16 protein-coding genes and 1 pseudogene are annotated in these 23724 nt (G+C 67.7%); 9 read left to right on the top strand and 8 right to left on the bottom strand.

The features are described 5' to 3' along the window. Positions 1 to 20 precede the first annotated feature (20 nt). A complete protein-coding gene (locus tag FPJ27_RS09670) occupies positions 21 to 1172 on the bottom strand; it encodes an acyltransferase (RefSeq protein WP_204422733.1) in 1152 nt (383 codons plus the stop codon). 332 nt (positions 1173 to 1504) lie between these two features. Here FPJ27_RS09670 and pip point away from each other — a divergent pair, with 332 nt between their 5' ends. Further along, the gene (gene pip, locus FPJ27_RS09665; RefSeq protein ID WP_204422732.1) at positions 1505 to 2437 is read left to right on the top strand and encodes a prolyl aminopeptidase; all 933 of its coding nucleotides are present in this window, start codon (positions 1505 to 1507) and stop codon (positions 2435 to 2437) included. Positions 2438 to 2501: 64 nt separating this feature from the next. On the opposite strand, the pseudogene FPJ27_RS09660 reads toward pip, so the two are convergent. From FPJ27_RS09660 to FPJ27_RS09630, 7 genes and pseudogenes are all read right to left on the bottom strand, one after another. Next, positions 2502 to 2773 (bottom strand): annotated as a pseudogene (locus FPJ27_RS09660) (hypothetical protein). 184 nt (positions 2774 to 2957) lie between these two features. Next, positions 2958 to 4010, bottom strand: coding sequence for a transglutaminase family protein (locus FPJ27_RS09655; protein WP_204422731.1), 1053 nt, complete (start codon positions 4008 to 4010; stop codon positions 2958 to 2960). After that, the gene (locus tag FPJ27_RS09650; RefSeq protein ID WP_204423140.1) at positions 4004 to 6610 is read right to left on the bottom strand and encodes a circularly permuted type 2 ATP-grasp protein; all 2607 of its coding nucleotides are present in this window, start codon (positions 6608 to 6610) and stop codon (positions 4004 to 4006) included. The genes FPJ27_RS09655 and FPJ27_RS09650 overlap by 7 nt, the downstream gene beginning before the upstream one ends. A 214-nt stretch (positions 6611 to 6824) precedes the next feature. Then, positions 6825 to 10256: a transglutaminase family protein gene (locus FPJ27_RS09645; protein WP_204422730.1), complete on the bottom strand. Its 3432-nt coding sequence runs from the start codon at positions 10254 to 10256 to the stop codon at positions 6825 to 6827. Between the two features lie 93 nt (positions 10257 to 10349). Continuing rightward, positions 10350 to 11339, bottom strand: coding sequence for a transglutaminase family protein (locus FPJ27_RS09640; RefSeq protein ID WP_204422729.1), 990 nt, complete (start codon positions 11337 to 11339; stop codon positions 10350 to 10352). A gap of 8 nt (positions 11340 to 11347) precedes the next feature. Continuing rightward, positions 11348 to 12289 (bottom strand): alpha-E domain-containing protein, encoded by a 942-nt coding sequence (locus FPJ27_RS09635; protein ID WP_204422728.1) that lies wholly within the window; start codon positions 12287 to 12289, stop codon positions 11348 to 11350. A 64-nt stretch (positions 12290 to 12353) separates the two neighbouring features. Next, positions 12354 to 13769, bottom strand: coding sequence for a circularly permuted type 2 ATP-grasp protein (locus FPJ27_RS09630; protein ID WP_072436546.1), 1416 nt, complete (start codon positions 13767 to 13769; stop codon positions 12354 to 12356). 613 nt (positions 13770 to 14382) lie between these two features. On the opposite strand from FPJ27_RS09630, the gene FPJ27_RS09625 reads away from it, so the two are divergent. The 8 genes from FPJ27_RS09625 (at position 14383) to FPJ27_RS09590 (ending at position 23626) form a co-directional block, all read left to right on the top strand. Further along, entirely contained in the window at positions 14383 to 15378 is a 996-nt protein-coding gene (locus FPJ27_RS09625; RefSeq protein WP_072436545.1) for a LysR substrate-binding domain-containing protein, read from the top strand. Positions 15379 to 15394: 16 nt separating this feature from the next. Continuing rightward, positions 15395 to 15598: a hypothetical protein gene (locus tag FPJ27_RS09620; RefSeq protein WP_143155682.1), complete on the top strand. Its 204-nt coding sequence runs from the start codon at positions 15395 to 15397 to the stop codon at positions 15596 to 15598. 500 nt (positions 15599 to 16098) lie between these two features. Beyond that, positions 16099 to 16509 carry a hypothetical protein gene (locus FPJ27_RS09615; RefSeq protein WP_072436544.1) on the top strand — a complete coding sequence of 137 codons (411 nt, stop codon included), beginning with the start codon at positions 16099 to 16101 and terminating at the stop codon, positions 16507 to 16509. Positions 16510 to 16572: 63 nt separating this feature from the next. After that, complete coding sequence (locus FPJ27_RS09610) at positions 16573 to 17355, top strand: hypothetical protein (RefSeq protein WP_072436543.1); 783 nt, start codon at positions 16573 to 16575, stop codon at positions 17353 to 17355. A gap of 103 nt (positions 17356 to 17458) precedes the next feature. Beyond that, the gene (gene pgaA, locus FPJ27_RS09605) at positions 17459 to 19786 is read left to right on the top strand and encodes a poly-beta-1,6 N-acetyl-D-glucosamine export porin PgaA (protein WP_204422727.1); all 2328 of its coding nucleotides are present in this window, start codon (positions 17459 to 17461) and stop codon (positions 19784 to 19786) included. Between the two features lie 15 nt (positions 19787 to 19801). After that, positions 19802 to 21892 carry a poly-beta-1,6-N-acetyl-D-glucosamine N-deacetylase PgaB gene (pgaB, locus tag FPJ27_RS09600; RefSeq protein ID WP_204422726.1) on the top strand — a complete coding sequence of 697 codons (2091 nt, stop codon included), beginning with the start codon at positions 19802 to 19804 and terminating at the stop codon, positions 21890 to 21892. After that, complete coding sequence (gene pgaC / locus FPJ27_RS09595) at positions 21889 to 23160, top strand: poly-beta-1,6-N-acetyl-D-glucosamine synthase (protein WP_204422725.1); 1272 nt, start codon at positions 21889 to 21891, stop codon at positions 23158 to 23160. The genes pgaB and pgaC overlap by 4 nt, the downstream gene beginning before the upstream one ends. Next, complete coding sequence (locus FPJ27_RS09590; protein WP_175958863.1) at positions 23138 to 23626, top strand: Biofilm PGA synthesis auxiliary protein PgaD; 489 nt, start codon at positions 23138 to 23140, stop codon at positions 23624 to 23626. Before pgaC ends, FPJ27_RS09590 begins: the two co-directional genes overlap by 23 nt. The last annotated feature ends 98 nt before the right edge of the window (positions 23627 to 23724 follow it).

Raw genomic sequence — 23724 nt, 5'->3', positions numbered from 1 at the left:
CACGCTTGCTCGCCGTCGACCTACTCCACCACCTTCGGCCCGATCGTGTCCGTCGCCACCGGCCCGAGCAACGCGTCGTCGCGCACGCGCCGCGCCTCGCGCGCCGTATACCGATCCTTCAGCCACAGGAACGGCCTTTCGACGAGAAAATGACTGGCCGTCGCGGCCAGCAGCGCCCACACGATGCCAAGCGGAAACGCATGCGCGACCGGCAGGGCCGGGTTCGCGAACGGCTGCTGCCACAGATAAAGGCTGAACGAGATCGTGCCGACGAACACGACCGGCCTCGCGCGCAGCCAGCGCGCGCACCAGAACTCGCTGCGGAAATTCAGCACGACGATCACGATCGCGATCAGCGCGGCTTCGAGCGTCACGCCGTACGTCGCGTTCCAGAAGCCGCCGAGCCGATGTTCGGCGAGCGGCATGCCGAGCAGCACGATGAAGACAATCGCCGTCACGATCCGAGTCTCGCCGCGCCACGTGCGGATCCACGCTTCGAGCCGTTCGCGGTTGAGCGCCGCATAGCAGCCGATCAGGATCGAATCGACGCCCGTGTGGAGCATCATCGCGAGTTGCCCGCGCAGCGCCGGTGCAGCGAAATACGTGACGGTGCGCACCAGCGGCACGATCAGGATCAGCGCGGCCAGCCAGCGCGTGCCGCCGCGGCGGGCGCCGTACACGAACAGCAGCGGCCAGAACCAGTAGAACTGCTCCTCGAGTGCGAGCGACCAGAAATGGCCGAGATACCACGCGCCGTCCGGATGCAGCGCGTTGTCGCCGGTCAGCCCGAACCACGCCGAGTAATTCCACAGGTGCAGCGCGGCATACAGCCACTGCCGGCGATCGACGTCGAACCAGCCGGCGAAGGCCACGATCGCGACCGCCGCGAGATAGACATAGCAGGCCGGCCAGATCCGCAGCGCGCGGCGCACGTAGAACGACGTCAGCGCGATGCCGCCCGTGCGCGCGAACTCGGCGCGCAGCACGTTGGTGATCAGGAAGCCGCTGAGGACGAAGAAGATCAGCACGCCGAGCCGGCCGTCGGCGATCAGCCGCAACGGCACGTACCAGCCCGTGTAGCCGCCCGGCAGCATGTGCTCGGCATGGCCGACGACAACCATCGTCACCGCGACGGCGCGCAACCCGGTCAACTGCGTGACGCGATGGTTCATCGGCTGGTTCCCGTTGGCACGGTAAAGGAGCAGGAGATAGGCCGGTGCCCCGATTCGGCGGCACCGATATGCCGCCGGGATTTTGTATGAAAAATATCGGAATGAAATTGCTTCAAAAATCCCGGGGCGGACACCGGCGACGGCGCGCACCCCGGCGAGCCGACGTCCGCGGCGGCGAATGGGCATAATGACAAGCCTTGTCCGGCGGCGGCCGGTCCGATGCCCACGCAACGAGTTTTTTGCGGCGCCGCAATATCCACCGTGCCGTGCCCCGCCCGCACACCGGCCCGCGCCTCGTCCGCCTCCTGTCGACCCTCACCCGGAGCCTGCCTGTGTACCCACCGATCGAACCCTACGCCCACGGCCACCTCGACACCGGCGACGGCCATCGCATCTACTGGGAGCGCTGCGGCAACCCAGCCGGCAAGCCCGCCGTGTTCCTGCACGGCGGCCCCGGCGCGGGCTGCAGCCCTGACCATCGCCGCCTGTTCGACCCGGAGCGCTACGACATCCTGCTGTTCGACCAGCGCGGCTGCGGGCGCTCGACGCCGCATGCGAGCCTCGAGAACAACACGACGTGGCATCTGGTCGCCGACATCGAACGCCTGCGCGAGATGGTCGGCGCCGAGCAATGGCTCGTATTCGGCGGCTCGTGGGGCAGCGCGCTGTCGCTCGCGTACGCGGAAACGCATCCCGAACGCGTGAGCGCGCTGATCGTGCGCGGCATCTTCACGATGCGTCGCGCGGAATTGCTGTGGTACTACCAGGAAGGCGCGTCGTGGCTGTTCCCCGACCTGTGGGAAGCGTTCCTTGCACCGATTCCGGAAACCGAGCGCGGCGACCTGATGGCCGCCTACCATCGCCGGCTGACCGGCGGCGACGAAGCCGCGAAACTCGAAGCCGCGCGCGCATGGAGCAGCTGGGAAGGCCGCACGATCACGCTGCTGCCCGATCCCGCGCTCGCCGCGCACTTCGCGGACGGCCACTACGCGCTCGCGTTCGCGCGGATCGAAAACCACTACTTCGTCAACAAGGGCTTCGTCGAAGAAGGCCAGTTGCTGCGCGACGCGCATCGCCTCGCCGGCATCCCGGGCGTGATCGTACAAGGCCGCTACGACATCGCGACGCCCGCACGCACCGCATGGGACCTGTCGAAGGCGTGGCCGGACGCGACGTTCGAGATCGTGCCCGGCGCCGGGCACGCGTACAACGAGCCGGGGATCCTGCAGGCGCTGCTCGCGGCAACGGACCGGTTCGCCGATTAATCAACACGACACACGCAACGCGGCGCGTGCGGCCATGCCTGCCGGCACGCGCCGCGCCGCCCGATCAAAGTATGGTTTCGACGATGGTCCTGCCGCTGATCGCCGCTCGACGAGCTGTTCGTCGCCGACCTTGCGGATCGCGTCGTCGAGCAGCCCTTCCGGTTCTTCGGTCGCCACCTTCAACAGGCCCGACAGGCCCCGCGCGTCGAGCACCACCAGCGTCTCCATCGAATCCGCGCGGCTCACGAGCACGCGGCGCAACGCCGGCCCCGCGCCGAAGCTCGCGCAGAGCGCAATCGTCTCGCTGCCGAGCGTGTAGTCGAAGTTCTTGATCATGATCTGCCGCCGTTGCTGGGGAATGGCGAGGCGCGACGGCGCGGCGCCGTGACGTCGACGCACCCGCGCGTACCGCCGGTGCCGGACCGAGGCTCGATCCGTTCGCCGGCAGGATCATGCTAGGCGTGCAGAATTAACGAAGACTTAAACGGCGAATCGCCCGGGCGGGCGGCATCGCGCGACATCACGGCGCGTCGAGCGGCTCGACCGTCACGCCGACCTTCAGCTCCTGATCCGCGCCGCCGCCGCGAATCACGCCGCGCAGCGGCGTCACGTCCGCATAGTCGCGGCCGATCGACAGCATCACGTAGTCGTCGCCCGGCGCGCGGTCGTTGGTCGGATCGAGCTGCAGCCAGCCGTTGTCCTCGGGCCACGCCGGGTCGTACACCTCGACCCACGCATGCGACGCGTCGGCGCCGATCAGCCGCGGCTGCCCGGGCGGCGGCTGCGTGAGCAGATAGCCGCTCACGTAACGCGCGGCCAGCCCGAGCGAGCGCAGTGCGCCGATCATCACGTGCGCGAAGTCCTGGCAGACCCCCTTGCGCAATCGCAGCGCATCGAGTGCCGACGTCGTGATGTCGGTGCTGTTCGGCGTGTACGCAAAGTCGGCGTGCACGCGCCGCATCAGGTCCCATGCGGCCTGCACGAGCGGCCGCTGCGGCGTGAAGCTCGCGGCCGCATACGCGGCGAGTTCGGCGTCGCACGCGACGTGCGGCGAAGCAAACACGAATTCGCTCGCCGCGTCGTAAGGCTGCCCCGCGCGGAACCGCAAGCGGTCGCGCACGGCTTCCCATGCAGTCGCGTGTTTTCCGTCGGGACGAGCGATCGCGGGCGGCGGCTCGCCGCGCGCACCGAGCGACCACACGGGCGGCGTCACGCGCACCGTGCTGCGGCTGCGCACGAGCAGCGCGTCGTGCGGCTGGTTCAGCGCGAACGATGCGCGCGCGTTGCCGAATGCGTCGATCTCCGTGCAGATCGATTCCGGCGCGGGGTTGATGTCGAGCGAGAACGACAGCACCTGCTGGCGCGGCGTCGCGAGCGGTTGCAGGCGCGCCTGGTGCTGCGCCGATTCGACGCGCGCCGCGTACCGGTATTCGGTATCGTGCGTGACGCGCAGCAACCGGCCGGGTGCAACGGCGGCCGGTGCGGCCGGTGCAGCAGGCGCGGCCGGCGCCGCTGCCTGTCGTCCGTTTACGGAACCCGGCGGCGTTTTCGTCGTGCCTTTCGTCGTCACCATAGCGTCCTGCCCGCCTCGCGCACGTGGCTGAAATAACGCTCGCCGATCCGGTTCGACAGCTCCCAGACCGCCTTCGCCGTCGCGTCGAGCATGCCGAGCAGCTTGTCGTGCCGGCCGCCGTCGGCGGTTTCGCACAGCTCGTGCAGCGACCATGCGGGCACGTCCGGAATCGTCTCGGCCAGCTCGGACAGCGCATAGCCTTCGCTGCGCTCGACCTTCGCCAGCCGGCCGCGCAGCGCCTGCACGACCCAGCCGAGCGAGCGCGGGTTGTCGGTATCGAGCACGACGAGCGACAGCAGCGGCGCGACGTCGAAGCCGCGCTGGAACCGCGAGCGGAACGTGATCGTGCTGTCGAACAGCTCCAGCACGAGCTCGAAGCCGTCCTGCCGGTACACGGCGCCTTCGTCGAACGCGAACTTCAGCACGCTGCACAGAAAGTCCAGCCGGTCGATCTGCCGGCCGATCGACAGCAGCCGCCAGCCGTCGTCGCGCGTCATGTGGTCGGTCTGCGCGCCCGTGATCGCGCCGAGCAGCAGGCCGAGGCGCTCCAGCAGCTGCAGTGCCTCGTTGCCGATCTGCTCGTCGGCTTCCGGATGGTCGGCACTGTCCGCGAACAGTTGCGTCGCGTCGTCGATCAACCGCCACTGATCGCTCGACAGCCGTTCGCGAATCGCGGCGGCGGCGCCGCGCATCCCGAACAGGCATGATGCGATTCCCGAGGTGCGATCCGCGCCGCGCGTCAGCGACGTCGCGAGCGCGTGCAGGAACGCACGCGGCGCATCGACGGCGTTCGGCGCGTCGGCCGCGATCAGGCCCGTGTCGCGGCACAGCGTGTCAAGCAGTTCCAGGTGCGCGGGGCTGTCGACGTCGTCCTCGCCGCGCAGCCGTTCGAGCGCGGCGCGCGCGAGGCGCATCAGGTTGGTCGCGCGCTCGGTGTAGCGGCCGAGCCAGAACAGGTTCTCGGCCGCGCGGCTCGCGATCGCGCGCGGCCGCTCGACGAGGTCGTCCGGGCCGAGATGCGTTTGCAGCAGCGTCGTCGAATCGACGATGCCCTCGGTCATCACCCACGTATCGACGGTGCTGCCGCCGTGCGGCATCGGCGCGTTGAACAGCGTGTCGCGCGTGCCGACCCGCGACAGCCCGCCCGGCAGGAGCCGCCAGCGCTGCGCGCCGTCGGCGAGCGCGAACACGCGCAGCAGCAGCGGCTTCGGCACGATGCGCGCGCCGCCGTTGCCGTCGGGCGTGCCGTGCCCCGGCCAGGTCGGCGCCTGCGACAGCGGCAGGTCGGCCTGCACCGTGTAGTGTTCGGGCCGCGCGAGTATCCGCGCGCGCCAGTCGGCAAGCTGCGCCTGCGTGAGCCGCGCGCCGATCACCGGGTCGAACGGGCCGCCCGCCTGCACGTCGGCCGGATACGACGCCCTCACGATGCAGCGCGCGAGCTGCGGCAGCGCGTCGTCGCACGCGGCCGCCTCGCCGCACCACCACGAATGCACGGCCGGCAGCGTCAGCGTTTCGCCGAGCAGGCCTTCCGCGAGTCGCGGCATGAAGCCGAGCATGGCCGGCGATTCGAGGAAACCCGAGCCCGGCGCGTTCGCGAGCAGCACGTTGCCCGCGCGCACGGCCTGCAGCAGCCCCGGCACGCCGAGCATCGAATCGGGCCGCAGTTCGAGCGGATCGAGCCACGCGTCGTCGACGCGCCGCAGGATGCCGTGCACGGGTTCGAGCCCGCGCAGCGTCTTCAGGAATACGCGGTTGTCGCGCGCGGTCAGGTCGCCGCCCTCGACGAGCGTGAGGCCGAGGTAGCGCGCGAGATACGCATGCTCGAAATACGTCGCGCTGTGCGGCCCCGGCGTCAGCAGCACGATCCGCGAATTCCTGGCGGCCGGGCTGAGCGCCTGCATGCTCTGCAGCAGCGCGCGGTACGCGGACGCGAGCCGCTGCACGCGCAGCCCGCGAAACCCGCGCGGAAAGAGCCGCGACACGATCAGCCGGTTTTCGAGCAGATAGCCGAGCCCGGCCGCGCCCTGCGTGTGCTGCGCGACGATCCGCCACTGCCCGTCCGGGCCGCGTGCAAGATCGAACGCGACGACGTGCAGCCATGTATCGCCCGGCACGCGCGCACCGCGCATCGCGCGCAGGTAGCCCGGATGGCCGGTCACGAGCGCGGGCGGCAGCAGCCCGCGCTGCAGGATCGTCTGCGGCCCGTACAGGTCGGCCATCGTCGCGTTGAGCAGCCGCACGCGCTGCAGCACGCCGCGCTCGATCGCGACCCAGTCCTCGGGCGTGACGATCAGCGGCAGCAGGTCGAGCGACCACGGGCCGGCCGCGCCGTCGCCGGCGCGCTGCTCGTGCAGCTGGTAGAACAGGCCGTTCTCGCGCATGCGCCGGTGCAGCGCGTCGGCACGGCGATCGAGGTCGGCCACGCCGTCGCTGCCGATCGATGTGAAGAAACTGCGCCATGCGGGCGCGAGCGCAGGCGCGTTCAGGCCGGCCGCGCTGCCGCGCAGTTCGTCGTAACGGCCGGCGGCCGCCGGCGCCGCGAGCGCGGCGGCCAGTTCGGCGGCGTCCGGCTGCGCGCCGGTATCGAATAGCGTGGGCATCGCGTCGGGGTCGGCGAGATGGTCGGAGTGAATGGGCTGCACGGTGTCGTTTCGTCGTCAGGGCGCGGCCGCGCATGCACGCCGCCGCACGGGCGGCGGGCCGCGGCGCGCGGCCGCAATCTGCCCGCATCCTAGCATTCCGGCGCGGCCGCGATCGGCCGGCGCGCCGGAAAATCGCGAACCGCGCATCGTCGTCCGCCCCGTCATCGGCCGGTCACGGCCGCCGCAGGTCGAGCGTGAACGGGAATTCGCGGCTCGGCGCTGCAGCCGACACACTCATCCGCCCCGGCGTGTGCCCCATCTCGACGAAGCGCGCGAGCCGGCGGCTCTCGGCCTCGTACGCATTGACGGGGAACGTCGCGTAGTTGCGCCCGCCCGGATGCGCGACGTGATAACGACAGCCGCCGAGCGAGCGCTGCAGCCACGTATCGACGATGTCGAACGTGAGCGGCGCGTGCACGCCGATGGTCGGGTGCAGCGCCGACGGCGGCGACCACGCCTTGTAGCGCACGCCCGCGACGTATTCGCCGACGGTGCCGGTCGGCTGCAGCGGCAGCGCGCGGCCGTTGACCGTCACGACGTGCCGGTTGTCGTTCAGCCCCGTCACGCGCACTTCGAGCCGTTCGACCGACGAATCGACGTAGCGCACCGTGCCGCCGGGCGCGCCCTCCTCGCCCATCACGTGCCACGGCTCCAGCGCGCCGCGCAGCGACAGCTGCATCCCGTTCACCGCGATCCGGCCGAACAGCGGGAAGCGGAATTCGAAGTGCGGCGCGAACCACGCCGGATCGAACGCGAAACCGGCGTCGCGCAGTTCGGCCAGCACGTCGTCGAAATCCATCTGAAGGAATGCGGGCAGCATGAAGCGATCGTGCAGCGCGGTGCCCCAGCGCGTAAGCGGCGTCGTGTACGGCGCGGCCCAGAAGCGCGCGACCAGCGCGCGCAGCAGCAATTGCTGCACGATGCTCATCCGCGCATGCGGCGGCATCTCGAACGCACGCAGTTCGAGCAGGCCGAGGCGGCCGGTCGACGAATCGGGCGAATACAGCTTGTCGATGCAGAACTCGCTGCGGTGCGTGTTGCCCGTGACGTCGATCAGCAGGTTGCGCAGCACGCGGTCGACGAGCCACGGCGGCATGTCCTGCCCGTAAAGCAGCTTGTTGCGCTGGATCTCGGCGAACGCGATGTCCAGTTCGTAGAGCTGGTCGTTGCGGGCCTCGTCGACGCGCGGCGCCTGGCTCGTCGGCCCGATGAAAAGCCCGGAGAACAGGTACGACAGCGACGGATGGTTGTGCCAGTACGAGATCAGGCTCGCAAGCAGGTCCGGGCGGCGCAGGAACGGGCTGTCGGCCGGCGTCGCACCGCCGAGCACGAAGTGGTTGCCGCCGCCCGTGCCGACGTGACGGCCGTCGACCATGAACTTCTCGCTGCTGAGCCGCGACTGCCATGCGGCGTCGTACAGGAATTCGGTGTGATCGACGAGCTCGTCGAAGCTCGCGGCCGGATGGATGTTCACCTCGATCACGCCGGGATCGGGCGTCACCTGCAGCAGCTTCAGCCGTGCGTCGCGCGGCGGCGGATAACCTTCGAGCACGAGCTTCACGCCGAGCGCATGCGCGGTCAGCTCGATCGCGCCGAGCAGTTCGAGATAATCCTCGAGCGCGGCGAGCGGCGGCATGAACAGGTACAGGATGCCTTTGCGCACTTCGACGCACAGCGCGGTGCGCGTGATCCACGCGGCCGATTCGAAGCGCTCGGGCCGGCGCTGCGGGTCGTGCGCATGCGCGGCATGCCGCCCGCTGGCCGTGTCGTCGCCGCGCCATTGCATCACGGTCTGCGCGGACGCTTCACGATGCACGCCGGACAGGTAGCGCGGCGCGTCGGCCGGGCCCGCGTAGCGCGCGCGGATGGCGGCGGCTTCCGGCAGCGCGGCGCGCGGCGCGAACGGATCGCGCTCGACCAGGTACGGATGGTCGGCGCGGGCGGCCCACGGCAGCGAATCGAGCGGCAGCCGATAGCCCATCGGCGAATCGCCGGGCACGAGGTACATCCGCTCGTCGCGGAAGAACCACGGGCCCGTCTGCCAGCGCGGCCCGTCGAGGCCCGGCCGATGGCGGCCCCGCTCGTCGTCCGTACGCTTGACCGGCAGCACGTAGCCGACCACGCTGTCGAGCTGCTGCTCGAACACCTTGCGCAGCCGCGCGCGTTCGAGCTCGTCGTCGAGGCGCGAGTCGAACGGATCGACGTTGACGGGCAGCCGGCGTTCGCGCCACAGGTAATACCAGACGTCCTCGTAGCCGGGGCGGATGAATTCGTCGGTCAGGTTCAGCCGCGCGGCCAGCGCGTCGATGAAGCGCTTCGCGTCGTCGGTCGTATACGCGGACGGCTCGCGCTCGTCGGCGAACAGCGACGGATCGTGCCATACCGGCTGGCCGTCCGCGCGCCAGAAGATCGACAGCGCCCAGCGCGGCAGTTGCTCGCCCGGATACCACTTGCCCTGCCCGAAATGCAGGAAGCCGCCGTCGCCGTATTCGGCGCGCAGCCGCTGCACGAGCTCGGTCGCGTAGCCGCGCTTGGTCGGGCCGAGCGCATCGGTGTTCCATTCGGCGCCGTCGCGATCGTCGATCGACACGAAGGTCGGCTCGCCGCCCTGCGTGAGCCGCACGTCGCCGGCCGCCAGCGCGCCGTCGACCTGCGTGCCGAGCGTGCGCACGGCATCCCACTGCGACTCCGTATACGGCTTCGTCACGCGCGGCGATTCGTACACGCGCGTCACGGCCATCTCGTGCTCGAACGACACCTCGCATTCGTCGATCAGCCCTTCGACCGGCGCCGCGCTGGTCGGCTGCGGCGTGCACGCGAGCGGGATATGCCCTTCGCCGGCAAGCAGGCCCGACGTCGGATCGAAGCCGATCCAGCCGGCACCGGGCAGGTAGACCTCGCACCACGCGTGCAGGTCGGTGAAGTCGACCGACGTGCCGCTCGGGCCGTCGAGCGATTTCACGTCGGGCGTGAGCTGGATCAGGTAGCCCGACACGAAGCGCGCGGCGATGCCGAGATGCCGGCAAAGCTGCACGAGCAGCCACGCGCTGTCGCGGCACGAGCCGGATGCGAGTTTCAGCGTCTGTTCGGGCGTCTGTACGCCCGGCTCCATCCGCACGAGGTAGCCGATGTCGTGCTGAAGCTGCTGGTTCAGCGCGACGAGGAAGTTCACGGTGCCGGCCGGCGTGCGGTCGACGCCGTCGACATACGCGCGGAACAGCGGCGACGCACTCGTTTGCGGATCGCATGCGAGATACGGCGCGAGCTCGGTCTTCAGCGCGTCGTCATAGTTGAACGGATATTGCTCCGCGCTCGCTTCCAGGAAGAAGTCGAACGGGTTGTACACCGACATCTCGGCGACGAGATCGATCGTGATCTCGAAGGACTCGGTGCGCTCAGGAAACACGAGCCGCGCGAGATAGTTCGAGAACGGGTCCTGCTGCCAGTTGATGAAGTGCTGCGCGGGCTCGACCGTCATCGAATACGCGAGGATCGGCGTCCGGCAGTGCGGCGCGGGCCGCAGCCGCACGACCTGCGGGCCGAGGTTGACGAGCCGGTCGTAACGGTAGCGGGTGGTGTGATGCAGCGCGACGTGGATGGACATGGGAGCTCGATTCGGGTTGGATCGGCCGCGCGCGCCGCGTCGCTGTCGACGCGGCGGCCCGGCATGGCGGATGCGGCGAAAGCGCGCGTCCGGTCAGACGAGTTCGGGCGTCTGCACGACGCTGATCTCGACGCCGACGGCCGTCGCGCCGAGCCCCGTCACCGGCTGCGCGTCGCGATAGTCGAGGCCGACCGCGATGCGCACGTAGCGCTCGTCCGGGCAGCGGTTCATGAACGGATCGAACCCGACCCAGCCGAGCCCTTCGACATAGGCCTCGGCCCATGCATGGCCGGCCGGCTGCTGCATCAGCGCGGCGGCTTGCGGCTGCGCGCCGAGCGCCGCCTGCGACTGGCCCTGCGATTGCGACTGCGACTGCGCGGCATGCGACGCGCCGAGCGCCTGCTGCATGCCCTCGCCGCTCTGCAACGCGAGCGCTTCCTCGTCTTCGTCGTCGCCCGCGTTCTGCTTCGCGTCGGCGATGCGCTGCATCGCGCTGTCGGCGAGCACGTAGCCCGAGATATAGCGGGCGGGAATCTTCAGCGCGCGCGCGGCCGCGATGAACGCGTGCGCATGGTCGCGGCTCGTGCCCTCGCCGCTTTGCAGCGCGGTTTCCGCATCGACGGGCGCGTCGGCGGCCAGGTTCGGCGCGTACGCGATGCGGCCGTGCACTTCCGTCATCAGCCAGTGCAATGCGTCGAGGCCGTACGGCTCGATCGGCAGCGCCTGCGCGAGCGCGCGCACGGTGTCGCCCGCCTTCGTGAGCGCGGTCTCGCGCTCGAAGATCCACGGCGGCGCATAACCTTCTGGATTGCCGAGAATGCCCGCGCGGTCCTGCGTCTCGACGACGCCTGCCGCGACGACGACGATCTCGGCCTTCGCGCCGCGGTCGTGACGCACGAGGTCGATCCGGTTGCCGAGCCCGTCGGCGTACGACAGCGTCGGCTCGACGCCGTCGATTGTGACCTGCCACGCGCGCACCGTCTGCCCGGGCCCGGACTGCGGGCGCAGCCTCAGCCGTTGCAGCGCATGGGTGGCTTGATCGTCGAACTGATAACGCGAAATGTGTCGGATGGCGAGTCGCATGGCAAGCCTCAGTCGAAGTTGTAGGCCTGGGCGATTTCGAGCCCGAGGCTGTTGTTGCGGCCGATGAAGTCGGTCAGGAACTCGTGCAGGCCGCTCTTGAAGATCCGCTCGACCGAGGTATCGGACAGCATCTGCAGGATCTTCGCGGCCGTGTCGTGACACGGATGTGTCACGCCGTAATCCTTCGCGAGCAGGTTCAGGCTCGACACGACGCGCCCGTAGCAATAACGCAGCGAACGCGGCATGCGGCCGTTCAGGATCAGGTAGTCGGCGATGTTCATCGGCTTGTACTGCACGTCGTACACCCAGCGGTACGAACGGTGCGCGGCCACGCAGCGCAGGATCGTTTCCCACTGGTAGTTGTCGAGGATCGTGCCCACATGCGACACCGACGGCAGCAGCAGGTGGTACTTCACGTCGATGATCCGCGCGGTGTTGTCCGCGCGCTCGACGAACGCGCCGATCTGCGCGAAATCGAAGATCTCGTTGCGCAGCATCGTGCTGTAGAAGCTGCCGAGGATCAGCGCGGTTTCGCGCTTCACCGCGTCGAGCACCGCCGGCAGCTCGCTTTCCGGCACCGGCCGCTCGAATGCGCGGCGCAGCGCGAGCCACGCGCCGTTCACGCTCTCCCACGCCTCGCGCGTGAGCGCCGTGCGCACCATCCGCGCGTTCGAGCGCGCGGCCTCGATGCACGACAGCACGCTCGACGGGTTGTCGCGGTCGCGCAGCAGGTAGTCGGTCACGGTATCGGCCGCATACGCATCGTATTTCTGCCGGTAGCCGTTGTCGGCGCCCGAGCTGACGAGCACCGACGACCATTCGGCCGGCGCGTCGGACGTGCGCGTGAGCGCCATCCGCAGCCCGGCATCGACGATGCGCGCGATGTTCTCCGCGCGCTCGATATAGCGGTACATCCAGTAGAGACCGCTTGCAGTACGTCCCAGAAGCATCTCGTGTCCACTCCGTCTTCGTTCGGTTGGCGCGCCGGCTCCGGCGCGCGCGGTCGTGTCCGGCTCAGTCGGCCAGCACCCAGGTGTCCTTGGTGCCGCCGCCCTGGCTCGAGTTGACGACGAGCGAGCCCTCCTTCAGCGCGACGCGCGTGAGCCCGCCCGGCGTGATGCGGATCCGGTCCGACACCAGCACGAACGGCCGCAGGTCGACGTGGCGCGGCGCGAGGCCGGCTTCGGTCAGGATCGGCGTCGTGGACAACGCCAGCGTCGGTTGCGCGATGTAGTTCGCGGGCCGCGCGCGCAGCTTCGCGGAAAACGCCTCGATCTCGGCCTTCGACGCGCACGGCCCGACGAGCATCCCGTAGCCGCCCGAGCCGTGCACTTCCTTCACGACCAGTTCGTCCAGATGCTCGAGCACGTATTTCAGGCTGTCCGCATCGCCGCAGCGCCAGGTCGGCACGTTCTCCAGCAGCGCCTTGCGGCCCGTGTAGAACTCGACGATCTCCGGCATGTACGAGTAGATCGCCTTGTCGTCGGCGATGCCGGTGCCGGGCGCGTTCGCGATCGTGATGTTGCCCGCGCGGTACACGTCCATGATCCCCGCGACGCCGAGCACCGAATCGGGGCGGAACGTGAGCGGATCGAGGAACGCGTCGTCGACGCGCCGGTACAGCACGTCGATCGGCTGGAAGCCTTCGGTCGTGCGCATCGCGACGCGGCCGTCGATCACCTGCAGGTCACTGCCCTCGACGAGGTGCACGCCCATCTGGTCGGCGAGGAACGAATGTTCGTAGTACGCGGAATTGTGGATGCCGGGCGTCAGCACGGCGATGGTCGGGTTGTCGGCGTTGCCGCCCGGCGGGCACACGGCCGCGAGCGACTGGCGCAGCATCTGCGGATAGGTCTCGACCGGGCGCACCTTCACCTGCTGGAAAAGCTCCGGGAAGAGCTGCATCATCGTCTCGCGGTTTTCCAGCATGTACGACACGCCGGACGGCGTGCGCGCGTTGTCCTCGAGCACATAGAACTCGTTCTCGCCGGTGCGCACGATGTCGACGCCGATGATGTGCGTGTAAACGTTGCCGGGCGGCCGGAAGTCGATCATCTCCGGAATGAACGCTTCGTTGTGCGCGATCAGGTGCTTCGGCACGATGCCCGCGCGCACGATCTCCTGGCGGTGGTAGATGTCGTCGAGGAATGCGTTGAGCGCCATCACGCGCTGCTCGATGCCGAGCGACAGCCGGCTCCATTCCGAACCCGAGATGATGCGCGGGACGATATCGAACGGAATCAGCCGCTCGGCGGCCTCCGCGTCGCCGTAGACGGCGAACGTGATGCCCGTCCTGCGGAACACGCCCTCCGCGTCGTGGGCTTTCTGGGCGAGGCTCGCGGGATTCTGCGTGTCGAGCCATTGCTTCAGGCGCGCGTAAGGCGCCCTTACCATGTCGCCGGATTGCAGCATTTCATCGAATGGCTTCATCGATCTTTTCTCCATCGATCGTTTTCCCCGGCATTGCGCATGCCGGACCGGCGTAATGACTACTCTGCAAGGACCGTGCCTTGCGATATCCCCCCTTTTGCGCCGAGCCGGGCATGCCCGCGCGGCCTGCTGCACCATTACGGTGCAGCGCGCGACGCCGATGGCGGCATCGATGCGCCGCGATCGCGCACGGCCGATGCTGCGCCGCGTCTGCTGAACATAGTTCTCCCGCGTGTCACGAATGTGCAATCTGCACTGCACAAAAAGACGGCCACCCGGAGCGCCGAAGCGCCGGCCGCCGGATCGCCGGCCGCCTGAACCGAGGGGCGGGAAGGCGGGCCGGCACGCGCACCGCGCGGCCGGCCCCGGGGAAGTACCGTCTGCGGCCGCACCGGCAGTTCGACGCGATGAACTAACCGGTTAGCCGGGTCCGGCACCTCAACGCTATGCAGCCGTAATCCCGCCGACAACGCCCATGCATATTTCGACTGACACCCATCGAAAAAAAACATCGGGACGACCGGCGCGAGGCGCGGTACGCTAGAAAATTGTTGCAGCGAAGCGGCGCCGCCGCCGCCCTCCCGGCGCCCGACTATAAAAAGCGAAGATCGAAATGGAAGCAAAGTGGCTGGAAGATTTCCTGAGCCTTGCGGATACCAAGAGCTTTTCCCGTGCCGCGCGTAACCGGCACCTGACGCAGTCTGCATTCAGCAGACGAATCGCCGCACTCGAAACCTGGATGGACGCGAAGCTGGTCGACCGGAGCATCAACCCGATCACGCTGACGCCGGCCGGACAGATGTTCCGCGGGCTCGCCGCGGACATCCTGCGCAGCATGTATGCGGCGCGCAATCTCGTGAACGGCTACGACCAGTTCGCGGCCAGCGACCAGGTCGTGCGTTTTGCCGTCGCGCATACGCTGGTCTTCACGCTGTTTCCCGAATGGCTCAAGCAGCTCAACGGCGAGGTCGGCCACGTGACCGCGCGCGTGAATGCGGTGAACGTGCCGGAAGGCGTGCAGCAGCTCGTCGAAGGCGAATGCGACCTGCTGCTCGGCTATCACCATCCGCAGTTGCCGATCGTGCTCGACCCGAACCACTTCCCGTTCGTCAGCCTCGGCGTCGAGCGGATCCTGCCGGTGTCGACGCCCGACGCGCGCGGCAAGCCCGTGTTCCAGCTGCCGGGCACGCCCGATGCCCCGCTGCCGCTGCTCGCGTATTCGTCGGGTGCGTTTCTCGGGAACATCGTCGAGATGCTGCTGCTGAATGCGACCGAGCCGTATGTGCTGCACCGGTGCTTCGAGACGCATATGTCCGAGGCATTGAAGGGCATGGTCGTGGCCGGGCACGGGATCGGCTGGCTGCCCGAAAGCTGCGTCGAGAAGGAACTCGCGGAGGGCACGCTCGTGTGCGCGGGCTCCGGGGACTGGATCACCGAACTCGAAATCCGCCTGTATCGATCCGCGCGCAAGCGCGGGCTCGCGGCCGAGCAGCTGTGGACCTACATCATGAACCGGCCGCGCACGGCGGCCGAAGGCGCGAGCGGTGCCGAGCAAGCGGCCGCGCCGGCGATGCGCATCGCGCGGCGAAGCGCGGGCGGCAGCCGCTGACATTCGCGTCCGCGCCGTGCGCGTCAACGGCGCGAGCGCGGGTGCGATCCCGGGCAATGCGGTGTCCGCGTGCCTGTGGGTCGCGCCGCTTCATATCGAACGCGCCTCCTTTCCTGCAGCAATCGGCAATCCCGCCGCAACTCGCGAAATCATTTTTTCAGGCCCGGAATCGATATCAAAGAAAATGCAAACGTTTGCGATTCAAAATAGTATTTTTTAAGCCCATCGCACCGATCCCGAATATCTCCTCTTATTTTAATATCAGAAATACCCTGTTACAGAACAAATAAAAAGTTTCTATTTGCATGTAACGAAACGAATATCAAAAAAGACGTCTCGCCCCATTTAAAATCGCGTAACCTGTGTCTGAAATTCACTGATTCGCCTCGAACACAGGCGCAAAACTTTCTTTTATCAGTCGTTATTTTTCGGTACGAATTTCGATACCTCCGACTTGATTCAATGTGTGCTCGATCATCCGTACCGAAAGCAATATTCATATCTGGCAATATCGACTTTCTTCAGTGGCAAGCAGGTCATACAAATCTGTCGAAATCCTGTTTAGATAATATCTTTCAGCGCCGTTCCATTCAAGCCACACGCGGTTGTTGATTCAAAATCCATCGTGTATCAATAGCATGTCGCAAAAAGAACGCTGGCAAATTTGACTCGGAGACTCGGAATGAATGCGCTGCCATTGATTCCGGACGGGAGGTTGCAATGTCTTCCTCGTTTCGACAACATGCTCGCCCTTTCCTGAGCGTCGTCGTATCCGCGCTCTGCCTGAATGCCACGGCCCAGACACCCGCGTCCGGTTCCGGCTCAGGCCGCTATGTGATTTCGTATATCTGCGGCGATGCACAAATCGACGGTACGGCGCCGCTCCCCCCCGACGGCCGTCCGTACAACCTCGGCGTGTCGTTCGCGTCAGCCCGGACCGGGCAACCGCTTGCCAACGTACAGGTGCGCCTGAGGCGACACGGCCGCGTGCTCGTCGAATTCAACGCATCGGGATCGCGCTGCCTGTTCAGCGTGCCCGAGGCGAGCTACCGGGTCGAAGGGACCTATCAGGGCGCCACGCAGTTCGCGATCGTCGAAACGGGCGTACTCACCACGCAATTGCGATGGTGAACGCCGCCTGAACCCGCTCCGACAATGTCATTCACCGCAGCGTATCGAATCTAGGAGCATTGAATGGCTCGCGCAGAACGACCGGACGACCCGCCGGCCCGCCAGTCGAAACCATCCTGGGGTCCCGGCAAGAACGCCGCACTCAGCTTCGTCGCGTTTGCCACGATCTTCGGCATCTTCGCGTATGCCGAGCGGGACACGGCGCTCGGCCATGCGAGCGTGACGCACGACCTCTCCGGCGTGATCGCAACCGCCGTCGGGAAATACCGCAACGCGATCGTGGCCGCGACGTCCCGCGCAACCGGTGCGTCAGGCGTGTCCGGAACATCGGCCGCCCCCGGGCCGGCGCCGACGATCGCACCGGCCACTCCGCCCGCGCCACCGGCGCCGTCCGCTGCTGCAGCGCCGCCCGTCAAGCTCGCGGCCGAACCGGAAGCCGCGCCGCGGGCAGCGTCCCGCACCGCCGCGAAACACCGCCAACCGTCGCACGCGCCGCCCGTGAAACTCGCGGCGAATACGCATGCCGCGCCGGCCCACGACCGCGCCAACGCACGGCTCGGCGATGCGCATCGCGCACCGCGAACCGAGACGCTGGCGGGCACGAGAAAGCGCATGGACTTCGCGCCGAAACCGCAGTCGTACAGCACCGACACGGCACGGATGCAGCCGGCAAGCGTCACGCACGCGGAACTGGAAGGCGCCCGCGCGCTGGCAAAGGCGCGCTGGTGCGCGCAGATCGACGAATGGAACTGTGTGGAACAAAACGCGAGCCGGGCGCTCGCGATCGACCCGACCAACAGCGAATCGCGCTCGCTGCTCGGGCAGGCGATCCGCAACCGTCTGTGAGCCGGTTCCGCATGGCCGGGCCCTCGCTGCCCGGCCGCACGGCGAGCGGCGGCGTGCATCGTCGGGGGCAACCGATGTGATCGTTTCGAAGTGAGGACATACCGTGGCCAACAATCGTAAACAACAATGCACCACCGTCGCCCCGTCCAGCCGGCGGATCCTCCTGCATGCGCCGCTCGTGTTGCTGCTCGTCGCGTCCGGCCCCTGCTTCTCCGCCGAAGGCGACACGGAACCGGGCAGCGTCGGCGAAATCGCCGGGACCAGCGGTGCGCCGGATCCGAAGCCGCCGGGCGCGCCGACACCGGGCGCGCTCGCGCCGGACGCGCCACCGCCGAATGCGCCGACCCCGATCGCGCAGGCCGCGAGTGCCCAGATGCCGAATGCCCAGACGCCCACTGCCCAGACGCCGACACCGCAGACACCCGGCGCGCCGATGCCGAATGCGCAGCCGCCGGGTGCCCAACCATCGGGTACCCAACCGCCAGGCCCCCAGATCCCCGACGCGGAAACCCCGAACGCGCAGATGCCCGACCTCCGCACCGCCGATCCGGCCACCGTCCGCAACGACGTGTTCGGGCTCGCGTCGAGCGGCGGCGCGGTCATGGCGCTGGAGGAAGCGAAAGCCCGCCCCGACGTCTTCTCCGCCGTCGATCTCGCGCAGCTCGAGGAACTGTCGATTCGCCAGCAGGTGCGCGGCGGACGCGACAAGTCGCGCTCGATGACGAGCGCCGACCGCTTCGACGGGCTCGACAGCGCATTGCGCGCCGCGGACGACCTCGACAAGCGGATGCCGGCCACGCCCGAGTATTCGCAGGTCAGGACGGCGCTCGCCGGCGACCGGACGATCGCCTACGCCGCGCGCGGCGAAATGAAGACGGCCGTCGCGACGTTCGAGACGATTCCGCCGGATGCGGAAATCTCGATCGACGCGCTGGCGGCCGTCGGCGACGCGTACCTGTACCTGAGCGAACCGGGCAAGGCCAACGCCGTGTACCAGCGCGCGCTGTCGCAGGCGACCGCATCGCCGACGGACCGTGCGACGCGCGGCTTCCTGTACGGCGCGCGCACGCGTCCGATCGAATTGCGCGAGGGACTGTTCTGGTCGTACGTCGACCAGGCACGCGCGGCGGACGCGAGCCGGGTGCTCGACGACATGGGCAAATCGCTGCCGCCGGCCAACCAGGTGCGGACCTGGGGGCCGGAAAACGACGACTACCTGCGCTACTACCGGCTGCAGGCGCAATACCTGATCTACACGGGCCGGGTTGAAGAAGGGATCGCCGCGCTGGAAAAGCTCGAGAAGGAAGTGCCGTTCAATGCCGAGGTCCGCGCCGCGCACGCCGACGCCGTATCGGGCCAGTCGCATCCGCGCCAGGCGATCGCGATGTATCGCGCGTCGCTGACCGACCACCCGGACAACGTGGAAATGCTCGCTGGGCTCGGCCGCGCATCGCTGACGGCCGACGATTACGCGACCGCGAAGAGCGTCGACCAGACCTTCGGCAACACGTTCCCGGACAGCGGCTCCGTGCGCGCGTTCAAGCGCGACTACAACGCGTACCGCAGCCCCTTGTTCACGACCGACCTGAGCTTCGAGCACGGCAACAGCGCACTGGCCGACAACAGCTTCTCGTCGGACAGCTATGTGTATTCGCAACCGTTCGGCGACAACTGGCGCGTGTTTTCCCACACGTTCTTCGGCCATGCGCAAACCGACGCCGGCAGCGTCAGCCGCACGCGCACGGGTGTCGGCGGCGACTACCGGCACGGGCCGCTCACGATCCTGGGCGAAGTCACGCGCTCGTTCGGCAGCGACGGGCGCACGGGCGGCCGCGGCTCCATCACGTACAACCTCAACGATTACTGGACGGTCAGCGGCGCGCTCGATTCCAACGACAACTCGCTGCCGTGGAAGGCGTATCTCGCGCACATCTGGGGCCGCTCGGCGAACATCGAGGTCGTGTATCGCCAGAACGACCGCCGCGAAGTCCAGCTGAGCTACGGCGTGAGCCGCTACAGCGATTCGAACCTGCACCAGGAGATTTCAGCGACGGGTACGCAGCGCGTGTACACGTCCGCGAACCAGCTCGTCAACGTATCGCTGAATCTCGGCACCGACAGCAACACGCGGCGGGACGCGCCCTACTTCAGCCCGGGCCGCGACTACGCGGCCGCGGCGACCGTCATGCATCAGCTGACGCTGTGGAAGAAGGGCGACATGTCGTTGCAGCAGCGTCTGTCGGCGTCCGGCGGCGTGTACAACGAGCGCGGCTTCGGCACCAGTCCGCTGTGGAGCGCCCGCCTCGCGCACACGTGGACGTTCAAGCACGACATCACGCTGACCTACGGCGTCGAGGTCAGCAGCCACGCATACGACGGCCAGCGCGAGCGTTCCGAAACCGGCTTCCTGTCGCTCAACCTGCCGTTTTAGAAAGGAGCTCGAACGATGCAATCCAGACGGTTCTTCATGTGCGGATGCCTCGGCACGTTTGCAGCCTGTTCGTTGTTCCCGGGCGTGACGAATGCGCGGATGATCGACCTGCTGCCGCCGTCCGATCCCGTCGACGGCAAGACGTTCCGCGTGATCTGCCTGCACGACGTGCGCGACAACCTGCTGTCGACGTTCGCCACGTCGACGATGGTCGATCCGTACGCGGTCGATACCGGTACGCTCACCGCCATCTTCTCGTGGCTGCAGACCAACAACTATCACACCGTCACGGTCAAGCAGATCGAGGCGTCGCGGCACGGCGGCAAGCCGCTGCCGCCGCGCGCGGTGCTGCTCACGTTCGACGACGGCTACCGCAGCCACTACACGAAAGTCCTGCCGCTGCTCGAGCGCTTCAAGTATCCGGCCGTGATGGGCATCGTCACCGCGTGGATCGACGCGCCGCCGGATACGCCGATCCGCATCAGCGACCGGATCCAGATGCCGCGCGACTACTTCATGTCGTGGGACGAGGTGCAGAAGGTCGGCAAGTCGAATCTCGTCGAGCTCGCGTGCCACACGCACAACCTCCATCACGGCGCGGTCGCGAATCCGCAGGGCAACGAGTTGCCGGCCACCACGTCGCACCTGTACCTCCAGAACGAGAAGCGCTATGAAACCGATGCGGAGTTCGAAGCCCGCGTGCATGACGACCTTCAGACATGCGTGCGGCAGATTCGCGAACGCACCGGCATCGTCGCACGCTCGATGGTCTGGCCATACGGCGCGGAAAACCAGCCCGTGCGCAAGATTTCGACGTCGCTCGGCATGGACATCCAGTTCAGCCTCGACGCCGGCCCGAATACGCCGGACGTGCCGCTCGACCGGCTGCGGCGGATCCTGATGATGTACGACGTCGACATCGGCGGGTTCGAGCGGTCGATGCGCGAGCCGGCGACCAACCGCGGCGACGTCGATATCCCCGAGCGCGTCGTGCAGGTCGATCTCGACCAGGTCTACGATCCGGATCCGGGGCGGCAGGAAACGAATCTCGGCAAGCTCATCGAGCGCATCTACCGGATGCAGCCGAAATCGGTGTACCTGCAGGCGTTCGCCGATCCGAAGGGCACGGGCGTCGCGGAATCGCTGTACTTCCCGAACCGGCACCTGCCGATGCGTGGCGACCTGTTCTCGCGCGCCGCGTGGCAGCTCAACACGCGCGCCAACGTGCAGGTGTACGCATGGATGCCGGTGCTGGCGTTCCGCCCGCCGCCCGACAAGCATCGCGGGCTCGAGGCCGTCAGCGCGTACGGCGGCGCGCCTACGCGCGAAAACGGCTCGCGCGTGTACCGGCTGAGCCCGTTCGATCCGCAAGCGCGGCTGATGATCGAGCAGATCTACGAGGATCTCGGCAAGTACGCGTCGTTCAACGGCATCCTGTTCAGCGACGACGCCGTGCTCGACGATTACGAGGATGCGGGCCGGCACGCGCTGAGCACGTATTCGCAGTGGGGGCTGCCGGCCGACATCGGCAAGATCCGCGCGACGCCGGACCTGATGAGCCGCTGGACGCGGCAGAAGACGCGCTACCTGATCGAGCTGACGCGCCAGCTCGAGCAGATCGTGCTCGCGAACCAGAACGCGGGCGACGTGCTGACCGCGCGCAACATCTTCGCGCTGCCGGTGCTGAAGCCCGAGTCCGAAGCATGGTACGCGCAGAACTACGACGATTTCCTCGCCACCTACGACTTCGTCGCGCTGATGGCGATGCCGTACATGGAACAGGCACCGGACCCCCAGCGCTGGATGGACCAGCTCGTCGGCGCCGTCCGCGCGAAACAGCGCGGCCTCGCGCGCACCGTGTTCGAACTGCAGTCGTACGACTGGCGCGAGCGCAAGGACATTTCCGGCAGCGCGCTGATCGCGCAGATGCGGCGGCTGCGCAGCAAGGGCGCGGTGAACTTCGGCTACTACCCGGACAAGTTCCTGAACAACCAGCCGGATCTCGACACGATGCGCGACGTGATGTCGCTGAAGTCGCGTCTCGATCCGACGTCGATCAACGCGCTGATGCAGATGCAGCGTCCGCAAGGAACGAAGACACCATGACGACCCACGGCATCATCCAGCACCTGCAGGATTTCGTCTTCTACTACCCGTTCTTCATGTCGTATCTGTGGATGATCGGCGGCGTCGTGCACTACTTCCTGCTCGAAGAGGGGCGCGTGCTGTCGACGCGGACGATCGCGTCGAGCGGCATCCCGAAGATCTCGATCGTCGTGCCCTGCTTCAACGAAGCCGCGAACGCGCGCGCCGTGATCGGCCACCTGAACGCGATGCAGTACCCGAACTACGACATCATCGCGGTCAACGACGGCAGCAAGGATCGCACCGGCGAGATCCTCAACGAACTTGCCGTGGAGATTCCGCGGCTGCTCGTGATCCATCACGCGCGCAACGAAGGCAAGGCGGTCGGGCTCACGACCGCCGCGGCCGTATCGAACGCGGAATACCTGCTGTGCATCGACGGCGATTCGCTGCTCGCGCACGACGCGATCGGCTGGATGCTCGAGCACTTCCTGACCGACCCCGGCGTCGGCGCCGTGACCGGCAACCCGCGCATCCGCACGCGCACGTCGCTGCTCGGCCGCATGCAGGTCGGCGAATTCTCGTCGATCGTCGGGCTGATCAAGCGCACGCAGCAGGTGTACGGCCGCATCTTCACGGTGTCGGGCGTCATCACGATGTTCCGCAAGACCGCGCTCGCCGACGTCGGCTACTGGAGCTCGGACATGCTGACCGAGGACATCGACATCAGCTGGAAGCTGCAGTGCCGCGACTGGCGCGTTGTATACGAACCGCACGCGCTGAGCTGGATCCTGATGCCCGAAACGGTGAAGGGGCTGTACCGGCAGCGGCTGCGCTGGGCGAAAGGCGGCATCCAGGTGCTGATGAAGTATGCGGGCACGCTCGCACGGCCGACGCAGATGATGATGTGGCCGCTGTTCGTCGAATACCTGATCGGCATCGCGTGGGCCTACTCGATGTCGTTCATCCTGCTGCTCGCGCTCGTCGATGTCTTCCATCCGTTGCCGCTGGACTGGCACGTATCGGTCGTGCCGCACTGGCACGGGATGCTGCTGGTCGCCACCTGCATCCTGCAGCTGATCATCGGCAGCATGATCGACCGTCGTTACGACGAAAAACTCCTGATGTATTTCCTGGACACCGTCTGGTATCCCGTGGCCTTCTGGCTGATCAGCATGATCACCACCGTCGTCGCCCTGCCCGCCGTCCTATTGCGGGGCCGCGGCAAGCGGGCCGTATGGGTCAGCCCCGACCGAGGCATTCAACATGAAGAACGCACCGATTATTGACCTTTCCCTGCGCACGCCGCGCGAAATGATCGCCGAGCGCGGCCGCATCACCGGGCTCGTGCTGGTCGGCTGGTTCCGCCTCGTGCGACCCGCGCTGGTGGGCGCCGTGTGGGCATCGATCTGCATCTACACGTACCGCTACCTGCTGCCGTTCAACGAGGCCGAGATGCCGATCGAACAGATCGTGTTCTACGCGACCTGCATCGCGATCATCGCGGGCACGACCGTCACGTGGCTGATCGCGGGGCGCGTCGTGCATCCGCTCGCGTACCGGCTGCGCGTGTCGAAGATGCTGCGGCGCTCGGCCAGCGCGAAGGTGCGCGCGGTGCCGCCGACCGCGCTGGCCGGCGCCCGCCGGCGCGGCGCGCGACGCACGACGCGCATTCTCGTCGCGTCGCACGACGCGAACGGGTCGATTTCCGGCATCGAATGGGTAGCCCATGCGGGGCCGCCGCCCCGCGAGTAGGTCAGCGGAGACGCGCCGCCACGCACGGGACGGCATCCGTGCAGCGCGGCGCCGCTCCTGACGCCGCGCTGCCGTGCATCGCCGGCAGGCCGGCAACT

Origin of the sequence: Burkholderia sp. MS455, from assembly GCF_016899445.1 — a bacterium.
GTDB classification, from domain to species: domain Bacteria; phylum Pseudomonadota; class Gammaproteobacteria; order Burkholderiales; family Burkholderiaceae; genus Burkholderia; species Burkholderia pyrrocinia_C.
This window is presented reverse-complemented; position numbering and strand designations above follow the sequence as displayed.

What these genes read in the sequence shown, in the direction of transcription:
- FPJ27_RS09590 (WP_175958863.1), top strand. Translation starts at nt 23,138, where the DNA reads ATGAAGAACGCACCGATTATTGACCTTTCCCTGCGCACGCCGCGCGAA.
- FPJ27_RS09655 (WP_204422731.1), bottom strand. Translation starts at nt 4,010, where the DNA reads ATGGTGACGACGAAAGGCACGACGAAAACGCCGCCGGGTTCCGTAAAC.
- pgaC (WP_204422725.1), top strand. Translation starts at nt 21,889, where the DNA reads ATGACGACCCACGGCATCATCCAGCACCTGCAGGATTTCGTCTTCTAC.
- pgaB (WP_204422726.1), top strand. Translation starts at nt 19,802, where the DNA reads ATGCAATCCAGACGGTTCTTCATGTGCGGATGCCTCGGCACGTTTGCA.
- FPJ27_RS09650 (WP_204423140.1), bottom strand. Translation starts at nt 6,610, where the DNA reads ATGCCCACGCTATTCGATACCGGCGCGCAGCCGGACGCCGCCGAACTG.
- FPJ27_RS09615 (WP_072436544.1), top strand. Translation starts at nt 16,099, where the DNA reads ATGTCTTCCTCGTTTCGACAACATGCTCGCCCTTTCCTGAGCGTCGTC.
- FPJ27_RS09610 (WP_072436543.1), top strand. Translation starts at nt 16,573, where the DNA reads ATGGCTCGCGCAGAACGACCGGACGACCCGCCGGCCCGCCAGTCGAAA.
- FPJ27_RS09645 (WP_204422730.1), bottom strand. Translation starts at nt 10,256, where the DNA reads ATGTCCATCCACGTCGCGCTGCATCACACCACCCGCTACCGTTACGAC.
- FPJ27_RS09625 (WP_072436545.1), top strand. Translation starts at nt 14,383, where the DNA reads ATGGAAGCAAAGTGGCTGGAAGATTTCCTGAGCCTTGCGGATACCAAG.
- FPJ27_RS09670 (WP_204422733.1), bottom strand. Translation starts at nt 1,172, where the DNA reads ATGAACCATCGCGTCACGCAGTTGACCGGGTTGCGCGCCGTCGCGGTG.
- FPJ27_RS09630 (WP_072436546.1), bottom strand. Translation starts at nt 13,769, where the DNA reads ATGAAGCCATTCGATGAAATGCTGCAATCCGGCGACATGGTAAGGGCG.
- FPJ27_RS09635 (WP_204422728.1), bottom strand. Translation starts at nt 12,289, where the DNA reads ATGCTTCTGGGACGTACTGCAAGCGGTCTCTACTGGATGTACCGCTAT.
- FPJ27_RS09640 (WP_204422729.1), bottom strand. Translation starts at nt 11,339, where the DNA reads ATGCGACTCGCCATCCGACACATTTCGCGTTATCAGTTCGACGATCAA.